This is a genomic window from Stenotrophomonas sp. SMYL20, assembly GCF_036320045.1.
In the GTDB taxonomy this organism is placed as follows: domain Bacteria; phylum Pseudomonadota; class Gammaproteobacteria; order Xanthomonadales; family Xanthomonadaceae; genus Stenotrophomonas; species Stenotrophomonas maltophilia_A.
Genome location: NZ_JAWIRT010000019.1, coordinates 12,653 through 22,441, shown reverse-complemented (window position 1 = coordinate 22,441; position 9,789 = coordinate 12,653). Strand labels below are relative to the sequence as shown.

At 70.0% G+C, this 9,789-nt stretch carries 9 protein-coding genes; all 9 read left to right on the top strand.

The window, feature by feature from the left end; all coding sequences use genetic code 11:
- Positions 1 to 49 precede the first annotated feature (49 nt).
- The 9 genes from V3B48_RS15100 (at position 50) to V3B48_RS15060 (ending at position 9,699) form a co-directional block, all read left to right on the top strand.
- Positions 50 to 1,300: an NAD(P)/FAD-dependent oxidoreductase gene (locus tag V3B48_RS15100; protein ID WP_032129172.1), complete on the top strand. Its 1,251-nt coding sequence runs from the start codon at positions 50 to 52 to the stop codon at positions 1,298 to 1,300.
- The gene (locus tag V3B48_RS15095) at positions 1,288 to 1,845 is read left to right on the top strand and encodes a DUF3261 domain-containing protein (protein ID WP_329894005.1); all 558 of its coding nucleotides are present in this window, start codon (positions 1,288 to 1,290) and stop codon (positions 1,843 to 1,845) included. The genes V3B48_RS15100 and V3B48_RS15095 overlap by 13 nt, the downstream gene beginning before the upstream one ends.
- The gene (locus V3B48_RS15090) at positions 1,842 to 3,026 is read left to right on the top strand and encodes a beta-ketoacyl-[acyl-carrier-protein] synthase family protein (RefSeq protein ID WP_329894004.1); all 1,185 of its coding nucleotides are present in this window, start codon (positions 1,842 to 1,844) and stop codon (positions 3,024 to 3,026) included. The genes V3B48_RS15095 and V3B48_RS15090 overlap by 4 nt, the downstream gene beginning before the upstream one ends.
- Complete coding sequence (locus V3B48_RS15085) at positions 3,023 to 3,478, top strand: dehydratase (protein ID WP_032129169.1); 456 nt, start codon at positions 3,023 to 3,025, stop codon at positions 3,476 to 3,478. The genes V3B48_RS15090 and V3B48_RS15085 overlap by 4 nt, the downstream gene beginning before the upstream one ends.
- On the top strand, positions 3,475 to 4,206 hold the full coding sequence (locus tag V3B48_RS15080; RefSeq protein WP_049398676.1) for a 3-ketoacyl-ACP reductase FabG2: 732 nt from the start codon (positions 3,475 to 3,477) through the stop codon (positions 4,204 to 4,206). Before V3B48_RS15085 ends, V3B48_RS15080 begins: the two co-directional genes overlap by 4 nt.
- The gene (locus V3B48_RS15075) at positions 4,206 to 5,444 is read left to right on the top strand and encodes a beta-ketoacyl-ACP synthase (protein ID WP_032129167.1); all 1,239 of its coding nucleotides are present in this window, start codon (positions 4,206 to 4,208) and stop codon (positions 5,442 to 5,444) included. Before V3B48_RS15080 ends, V3B48_RS15075 begins: the two co-directional genes overlap by 1 nt.
- A 62-nt stretch (positions 5,445 to 5,506) precedes the next feature.
- On the top strand, positions 5,507 to 5,947 hold the full coding sequence (locus tag V3B48_RS15070; protein WP_049398675.1) for a hypothetical protein: 441 nt from the start codon (positions 5,507 to 5,509) through the stop codon (positions 5,945 to 5,947).
- 160 nt (positions 5,948 to 6,107) lie between these two features.
- Positions 6,108 to 6,368 (top strand): YcgL domain-containing protein, encoded by a 261-nt coding sequence (locus V3B48_RS15065; RefSeq protein ID WP_010482302.1) that lies wholly within the window; start codon positions 6,108 to 6,110, stop codon positions 6,366 to 6,368.
- A complete protein-coding gene (locus V3B48_RS15060) occupies positions 6,361 to 9,699 on the top strand; it encodes an ankyrin repeat domain-containing protein (RefSeq protein WP_125893369.1) in 3,339 nt (1,112 codons plus the stop codon). Before V3B48_RS15065 ends, V3B48_RS15060 begins: the two co-directional genes overlap by 8 nt.
- Positions 9,700 to 9,789 lie beyond the last annotated feature (90 nt).

The following is a 9,789-nucleotide window of genomic DNA, read 5'->3' as shown; positions in this document are numbered from 1 at the left end:
GTCTTCCGACTTCCTTCTTTCCACCTGATCGAGCAACAAGGACGCACCGATGAATACTGCTGTGGATGCTGTCGAACGTACTGAAATCCTGATCATCGGTGCCGGTCCGGCCGGCTCGGTGGCCGCGGCGATGCTGCGCCAGCAGGGCCGCCAGGTGCTGATGCTGGAGCGCCAGCAGTTCCCGCGCTTCTCGATCGGTGAAAGCCTGCTGCCGCAGAGCATGGAGTACATCGAAGCGGCAGGCCTGCTGCAGGACGTGGTCGAAGCGGGCTTCCAGCACAAGAACGGCGCCGCCTTCGTGCATGGCGAGGCGCGCACCGCGTTCGACTTCAGGAAGAAGTTCTCGCCAGGCTGGGGCACCACCTACCAGGTGCAGCGCGCCGACTTCGACAACGTGCTGGCGCGCGGTGCCGAGCGCATGGGCACCACGCTGCGCTTCGGTGATGAAGTACTTGCGGTCGAGCCGGGCGAGCAGCCAGCGGTGACCGTGCGTCGTCCGGACGGCAGCGAGTACCGCATCGAGGCCGATTTCATCCTTGACGCATCAGGTTTCGCACGCCTGCTGCCGCGCCTGCTGCAGCTGGAATCGCCGTCCAACTTCCCGGTGCGCGGCGCGATCTTCTGCCACGTGCGCGACAACATTCCGGCCGAAGCGGACTTCGATCGCAACAAGATCCTGATCACCACCCATCCCGAGCACATCGACGTCTGGTACTGGACGATCCCGTTCTCCAACGGCTGCTGCTCGCTGGGCGTGGTCGCCGAGCCGTCGTTCTTCGAACGCTACGAAGGCGACGACCTGCAGAAGCTGCAGGCCATCGTTGGCGAGGACCCCAACCTGACCCGGCTGCTGGCCAACGCCGAATGGGCGGTGCTGCCGGTGCGCCGCATCACCGGTTACTCGGCCAATGTCAGCTCGTTGTGGGGCCCGGGCTACGCCCTGCTGGGCAATGCCGGCGAGTTCCTCGACCCGGTGTTCTCCTCCGGCGTCACCATCGCCTTCAAGTCCGCGCAGCTGGCCAGCGAATGCCTGGCGCGCCGCTATGCCGGCGAAACCGTCGACTGGGAAGCTGAATTCTCGATCCCGCTGCGTGCCGGCGTGAAGACCTTCCGCCGCTTCGTTGAAAGCTGGTACGAGGGCGGCTTCCAGAAGATCATCTACCACCCGCAGCAGCAGCCCGAAGTACGCGACATGATCAGTTCCATCCTGGCCGGCTACGCCTGGGACACCAACAACCCGTATGTGGCCGACGAAAGCGGCCGCCGCATGCGCGTGCTGGAGCAGCTGTGCAGCGCCTGATCGCCCGTACCGCGGCCGTGCTGCTGTGCCTGCTGCTGGCCGCCTGTGCCGGCCGCATGCCCAAGCCATTGGTGGAACTGCCGCCGCTGCGCCTGTCGCCGGCCAGCCTGCCGGCGACGCTGGCATTGCAGCAGCAGCTGCATTTCCGTTTCGGTACGCATGAGCGCGACCTGGATGCTCTGCTGGAAGCCGATGCGCAGCAGGTGCAGCTGGCGGTGCAGGCGATGGGCCAGACCGGCGTGCGCCTGCAGTGGGACGGCCAGCAGCTGACCCAGCAGCGCGCACCGTGGCTGCCGCCGCAGGTGCGTGCCGAGCGCGTGCTGGATGACCTGCAGTTCGCGCTGTGGCCGACCGAGGCCATTGCCGCCGCGTTGCCGGCAGGTTGGCAGGTCAGCGATGACGGCCGGCAGCGCAGCCTGTCGCGCGACGGCACGGTGTGGCTGCAGCTGCAGCGCCTGGACGATGGCAGCGTGCAGCTGGACAACCGCGCCGAAGGTTACGCCCTGCGCATCGAATCGATCGACATGGCCGGGCAGGACCGATGAGTGCACCGATCTACCTGAACGACCTGGGCGTGGTCTGCGCGCTCGGCGATGGCCGCGCCGCGGTCGCGTCGGCGCTGTTCGCCGATGTGCCGGGCGGGCTCAGCGACAACGACAGCCTGCTGCCGGGGCGCACCCTGGCGCTGGGAGAGGTGCGCACGCCGCTGCCGGCGCTGGAGGACCTGCCGGTGGCCCTGCGCGGGCGCAACAACGCCCTGCTGGACGTGGCACTGGCGCAGATCGCACCAGCGGTGGCCGCCGCGATCGCCCGCCATGGTGCCGAGCGTGTGGCGGTGGTGCTGGGTACCAGCACCTCGGGCATTGGTGAATCCGAGCAGGCCCTGCGCACCCACGCCGAACAGGGCCAGTGGCCGCAGGGCTTCGATTACGCCCAGCAGGAAATGGGCACCGCCGCGCAGTTCGTGCGCCAGCGCAGTGGTGCACAGGGGCCGGCATGGACCCTGTCCACCGCCTGCTCGTCCAGCGCCAAGGCGCTGATGTCGGCCGCGCGCATGCTGCGCGCCGGCATCGTCGATGCGGTGATTGCCGGCGGTGCCGATTCGCTGTGCCGCTTCACCGTGGCCGGCTTCAGCGCGTTGGAATCGGTGTCGGCCCTGCGCTGCAATCCGTTCTCGCAGCACCGCTCCGGCATCAACATCGGCGAGGGCGCCGCGCTGTTCCTGCTTACCCGCGAGCCGGGTCCGGTGTGCCTGGCCGGGTGGGGCGAATCGGCCGATGCCCATCACATGTCCGCCCCCGATCCGCAGGGGATGGGGGCCATCGACGCCCTGCAGCAGGCGCTGCTGCGCGCCGGCTGGGGCGCCGACGAAGTGGATTACGTGAACCTGCATGGCACCGCCACCGGGCACAACGATGCGATGGAAAGCCTGGCGGTCTCGCAGGTGCTGGGCAATGGCGTGCCGGCCAGTTCGACCAAGCCGCTGACCGGCCATACGCTGGGTGCCTCGGGCGCGATCGAGGCGGCGCTGTGCTGGATCCTGCTGGCCGAGAACCCGCAGCAGCAGCTGCCACCGCACTGGTGGGACGGCGTGCCCGACCCCGCACTGCCGGTGCTGCCGCTGGTCGCGCCGGGCTCCCGCCTGGCGCAGGCGCCGCGGCGGGTGCTGAGCAATTCGTTCGCCTTCGGCGGCAGCAATGCCGTGCTGGCACTGGAGCGTCGATGAACACGCTGTACGCGATCGAGGACGTGGTGCCGCACCGCCAGGACATGTGCCTGCTGGAGCGCATCACGCAGTGGGACCAGGACACCCTCGAGGCTGAACTGGTGGTGCCCGAATCCGGCCTGTTCGTGGAGAACGGCGAAGTGCCGGCGTGGGTCGGCATCGAATACATGGCGCAGGCCATCGCGGCCTGGGCCGGCTGCCGTGCGCGTGCGGCCGGCAAGCCGCCGCAGCTGGGCTTCCTGCTCGGCAGCCGCCGCTACAGCAGCGCGCGCAGCAGCTTCCCCAGCGGATCGCGGCTGCGCGTACAGGCGCGCTGCGAGCTGTTGGGTGACAATGGATTGGGGATGTTCGCCTGCCGCATCCTGGCGGGCGAGGACGAATGGGCGACAGCCAACGTGTCGGTGTTCGAACCGGCCGACGCGATGGCCTATCTGGAGAGTGGACAGGCATGACAGGGAATCGAAGCGTGCTGGTGACCGGCGCCAGCCGGGGCATCGGCCGGGCCATCGCGCTGCGCATCGCGCGCGATGGCTTCGACGTGGTGGTGCATTGCCGCAGCCGCCTGGAAGAGGCACAGGCCGTGATGGCCGAGATCCAGGCCTTGGGCCAGCAGGCCCGCGTGCTGGCGTTCGACGTAGCCGACCGCGAGGCCGCACGCGCCGCGCTGGAGGCCGATGTCGAAGCGCACGGCGCGTACTACGGCGTGGTCTGCAATGCCGGCATCGCCCGTGATGGCGCCTTCCCGGCGCTGTCGGCGGAGGATTGGGACCAGGTCATCCACACCAACCTGGATGGCTTCTACAACGTGCTGCATCCGCTGATCATGCCGATGGTGCGGCGGCGCAAGCCGGGCCGCATCGTCACCCTGTCGTCGGTGTCCGGGCTGGCCGGCAACCGCGGCCAGGTCAATTACAGTGCCGCCAAGGCCGGCATCATCGGTGCCACCAAGGCGCTGGCGCTGGAACTGGCCAGCCGCCAGATCACCGTCAACTGCGTGGCCCCGGGCCTGATCGAGACCGAAATGCTCAACGATGAAGTGATCGAACACGCGCTCAAGCTGATTCCCGCCGGCCGCGTCGGTCGTCCCGACGAAGTGGCGGCCACGGTGGCGTTCCTGCTGTCCGAACCGGCTGGCTACATCACCCGCCAGGTGATCTCGGTGAACGGAGGCATGCTCTGATGGCTGCCGATCGTCGCGTGGTGGTCACCGGTGCGGCCGCCATCAGTCCGCTCGGCCACGACTGGCCGACCATCGAAGCGCACCTGCGCAGCTGCCGCAATGCCGTGCGCACGATGCCCGAATGGGATGTCTATGCCGGTCTGAACACCAAGCTGGCCGCGCCGGCGCAGGACTTCGAGCTGCCGCCGAACTACAACCGCAAGACCACCCGTTCGATGGGCAAGGTCGCGATCATGTCGGTGCGCGCCACCGAGGTGGCACTGCGCGAGGCTGGCCTGCACGAGCACCCGGTGCTGCGCAGTGGCCGTACCGGCGTGGCCTACGGTTCGTCCTCGGGCAGCCACGAGGCCACCGGTGAATTCGGCCGCATGCTCAACGAGTTCACCACCGACGGCATCAGTGCCACCACCTACCTGAAGATGATGAGCCACACCGCGCCGGTCAACATCGGTGTGTTCTTTGGTTTGTCCGGGCGCGTCTACACCACCTCCAGTGCCTGCACCTCGGGCAGCCAGGGCGTGGGCGCGGCCTACGAAGCGATCCGCAGCGGCAAGCAGACGGTGATGGTGGCTGGCGGTGCCGAGCAGCTCGATGCCACTGCCGCGGCAGTGTTCGACACCCTGTTCGCCACCAGCGTGCGCAATGATGCGCCGCAGACCACGCCGCGCCCGTTCGATGCCGGCCGCGATGGCCTGGTGCTGGGCGAGGGTGCCTGTACGCTGATCCTGGAAGACCTGGAGCACGCGCAGGCACGTGGCGCCACCATCCTTGCCGAGGTGGTCGGCTACGGTACCAACAGCGATGGCCAGCACGTCACCCAGCCCAGTGCCGACACCATGGCCCAGGCCATGCGCCTGGCGCTGGAGGATGCCGGGCTGGACGCGGCGCAGATCGACTACGTCAACGCCCACGGCACCGCCACCGACCACGGTGACATCGCCGAGACCCAGGCCACCGCGCAGGTGTTCGGCAGCCGCATGCCGATCAGCTCGCTGAAGAGCTACGTCGGCCACATGCTGGGCGCCTGTGGTGCGTTCGAGGCCTGGATGAGCATCGAGATGATGCGCGCCGGCTGGTTCGCGCCCACCCTGAACCTGGCCGAGGTCGATCCACGCTGCGGCCAGCTCGACTTCATCACCGGGCAGGGCCGTGAACTGCAGGCCGAGTACGTGATGAGCAACAACTTCGCCTTCGGTGGCATCAACACCTCGCTGGTGTTCCGCCGCTGGCGCGAGTGATCCACCGCCCCACCGCCGCTGTTCCCGCAACCTACCCGCACCCTCGACAAGGAGATGTTCCGATGCGCCGCACCCTGATGATCGCCACGGCCACCGCACTGCTGGCCCTGGCCTCCACCGCTTCTGCCCGCGATACCCGCGTGGAGCAGTCCCTGCAGGAACTGATCAGCTCGCAGGCTGCCAAGGACGCCGGCATCGACGGCAGCGTCCGCTTCTACCTGGCCGGCCAGCCGGTCAGCGTGCAGCAGCGCCTGGGCGAAGACGTGACCAACAAGAAGACCAACGCCGCCAACAAGAGCGATGCCGAGGCCTGCCGCTGGGTCGCGCTGTCGGCGCTGCGCGCGCTGCAGGACGGTGCCAAGTCGCGCGGCGCCAACGCCGTGGTCGACATCGTCAGCTACTACAAGAAGAACGAGTTCAAGAGCAGCACCAACTACGAATGCTATGCCGGTGCGATCCTCGCCGGTGTCGCGCTGAAGGGCACCTACGCCAAGGTCAAGTAAGCGCCCGTGTGGCGGCGGCGTTGGCTGAACGCCGCCGCCACATTGCTGAATCCCGCCGGGGAAACGCCGCCGATCACGCCGCCATCGTCGGCTGACGGCTTTCCCCGGTGTCGGCTTTCCGACACAATCATGGCTCTTCCCGGGTTATCGTCCCGCGGACATGCACGCCTACGTCTATAAAAGCCAACTCAAGCCGGACACCTACGTCTACGTTCCCCGTCGCGATGATTTCAGCGCGCTGCCTGCGCCGCTGCTCACCTCGCTGGGGACGCTCGCCTTCGTCCTGGACGTGGCCCTGGATGCCCAGCGCCGCCTGGCCCAGGCCGATCCGGAAAAGGTCCGCAGCGAAATGAGCGAGCGCGGGTTCTACCTGCAGGTGCCGCCATCGGTGGCCAGCCTGATGCCGCGCCACTATGACTGACACGTCCCGTCCGCGCGCCCTGTCGATCGCCTTCGCCGTAGGCGCCGTGCTGGCGCTTGGCGCCGCTGTGGGCGGCGTTCCAGGCGCCATCCTTGCGGCACTGGCGCAGCCGGCGTTCGCGCTGGGTGTGTCGTGGTGGCGTCGCAGCCGCGCGCTGCTGCCGCTGAAGATCGTCGCGCGCCAGGACCTGCCGGCGCTGCTGGCGTTGTGGACGGCAGCGCCGCTGTTGCTGGCGCTGCTGCTGGCCTGGCCGCTGGCGGCGCTGCGTGACAGCGGCAGCCTGGCCGCGGTGCTGGGCCTGAGCGTGCTGGTCAGTGCCGGCCTGCTGGCGGCCTGGCGCACCTGGCCGCTGTGGAACGATGTCGAACGCCTGGATGGCAATCTCGCCCAGCATTGGCAGGCGCTGGCCGGACGCGACCTGACCGCCTGGCGCGGTCTCGGTGTCGCCGCGCTGGTGATCGCGCTGGCCGCGCTGGTGGTGCTGCCGGCCTGGCCGGGCCTGTTGCCGGAAGGCGCGCGCTGGCCCGCCGCGCTGGCGGTGGTGCTGCTGTCTCCCGTGCTGCACCTGCTGCTGCAGCGGGTGGCGCCGGCACCCTTGGTGTCGCTGCGCGCGAGCCCGTTGGCCAGCGCCGGCAACGAGCACGAACCGATGTTCGCCGCTGCGGCCGAAACCGCGCCGCTGGAGGCGATGGCGCCGCAGGAGCTGACCCCGGCCCTGTATGAAGCCGCCCGCCATGGCCGCATCGACCGGGGCCTGCAGCTGCTGCAGGCCGGTGCCGATCCGTACGCGCTACCGGACCCGAACTGGCGCGACCAGCGCAGCCTGGCGGTGCTGGCGGCGGTGCTGCCGGACCTGCGCCTGCTGCGCGAACTGATCGCCCGCGGCGTCGATGTGAATGCGCCGCACCGGGGCATGACCCCGCTGCTGGCCGCCACCCGCGACAGCTGGCACGGCCGCCCCGAAGCGGTGATGACCCTGCTCGCCAACGGTGCCGATTCGCGTGCCATCGACAGCGATGGCAACACCCCGCTGCACCATGCCGCACGCAGTTCCGACCCGGGCGTGGCCGCGCTGCTGCGCGATGCCGCCGCCGAAGTCGACGCGCTGAACAACGAGGGCTGGTCGCCGCTGGCCGTGGCCTGCCAGGTCGGCAACTGGCGCCTGGCCCGCTTCCTGCTCGAACGCGGTGCGCGCAGCGAACCGGCCGAGGGTACGCCGGTGCTGCTGGCCGCCGCCGCCACCGAAGACGACGATCCGGCAGGCGTGCAGCTGCTGCTCAAGCACAAGGCGCGGGCTGACGCGCGTGATCGCCAGCGCCGCAGCGCGCTGCATGAGGCCGCACTGGCTGGCCACGTCGAGATCATCGGCGTGCTGCTGGGTGCCGGTGCCAATCTGGAAGCGCGCGATGCGCTGGGCCGTACGCCGTGGCTGGAAGCGGCCCGTGCCGGTCGCGCTGCCGTGGTCGAGCATCTGCTGCCGCACAAGCCGGATCTGGTTGCGGTGGACGGCGAAGGCCGCAATGCGGTGCAGCTGGCGGCGATGGCCGAGGATGTCTCGCCATTGCTGATCAAGCGCCTGGTCGAGCTGGGCATCGCCGCCGATGCCACCGATCCGGTTGGCCGCCGTGCGGTGGACTACGCCGCCGAAGCCGGTCGCTGGGCGATTGTGGCCCTGCTGGACCCGTCCTATCCGTTGCCGGCCGCCGTCAGTGATGGCCTGGCCGAGCGCGGCGAAGCCGCCAGCGCCAGTGGCCTGCTGCCGGACCGTCCGCCGCTGACCCTGCTGCGCGAAGCGCTGGGCTTCGGCAACACCGATGGCATGGCCGCGCTGGCCAAGCTGTGCCAGCCGGAAGAACTGGGTGGCCTGCTGCTCGATCCGGAACTGGCACTGGAGCCGCGTGCGGTCGATTGGCTGCTGGGCCACGGCGCCGATCCCTACGTGCGTGACGCCTGCTCCGACACGCCGATGTTCGCGCTGCTGTCGCGCGGCATCGATGCGGTGCCGGCGCTGCAGGTCATGCTGCAGCGCGGCCTGTCGCCGGCCGGACGCGGTGGCCTGGCGCGCTTCCTTGCCGCCTGCGCACAGCACGATCAGGCCGCCCGCGGCCTGGAGCAGCTGGCGCTGGAACTGCTGGAACGTGGTGCCGATCCGTTCGCGGCCTCGCCGGCGGGTGACCCGCCGTTGTCGCTGGCAGTGCGCCTGGGCTGGCTGCGCCTGCAGCAGGCCCTGCTCAAGGCCGGTGTCGATCGTGAAGCGCGTGACAGCCATGGCATGACCGCATTGCATCTGGCCACCGCATTGGCCCGCGAAGGCGCGCTGAAGCTGCTGGTGCAGCACGGTGCCTCGCCGGAAGCACGTGCCGCCGACGGCCAGACGCCGCTGGGCGTGGCGCTGTCGATCGGTCGCCGTGACCTGGCCGACTGGCTCGACTGGCGGGTGTGGCCGTTGCCGCGCCGCACCCTGCGCGAGGCCGATCTGCCGGCCGCCGCGATGGCCGGTGACGTGGATGCGGTGCGCCGCCTGATCGATCTGGGATTTGCCGTCGACGCAGTCGACGCACAGGGCTGCACCGCGCTGCTGCGTGCGGCCGGTGGTGGCCATCTGGCAGTAACCGACCTGCTGCTGGCACGCGGCGCCGATCCGCAGCACGCCGCGGCCAGTGGTGCGACGCCGCTGTCGGCGGCGGTCAGCATGCGCCAGGTGGATATCGTGTCGGCCCTGCTCGATGCCGGCGCCAAGCTGGAACACCGCCTGCCGGGTGGGGTGACCGTGCTGATGCTGGCCTCGGCGCTGGGCCTGCCGGACATCGTTGCGCGCCTGCTCACTGCCGGTGCCGACGTGCATGCCGGTGACGCGCAGCAGCTGGGCCCGCTGCACTGTGCCGCGCTGTACGGTTTCAGTGCCCGCGACCGCTCGCGCCTGCTGGCCCTGCTCGACACCCTGCTGCTGGCCGGTGCCGAACCGGACCAGGCCGCCGCCGGTTCGGTCACGCCGCTGCTGCTGCTGCTGGGTGCGCGTGCCGAGCCGGGTACCGCCTGCGACGAGCAGGTGGTGATGGCGGCGGTAGAGCGCCTGCTGGACGAGGACGTGAGCCTGGACGTGCGTGATCCGCGCGGTTTCGGCCCGCTGCATCTGGCCGCCCTGCACGGCCTGCCACTGCTGGTGCAGCGCCTGCTGCGCGCCGGTGCCGATCCGGAAGTGCGCGACAGCCTCAACCGCAGCCCGCGCGAGATCGCGGTGATGCGCGGCTTCATCGACGTGGCCGGCGAGTTCGAACCGCGCGTGCCGGGCGTTTCGTCGATGGCGCGGTTCCTGCGCGACAACGGCTGATCGCTGGAAATGGGTAGTGGCGGGGGGGGGGGGGGGCCCCCCCCCCCCCCCCCGCCCCCCCGCGCGCGCCGGCCACCCCCCGCGCGCCCC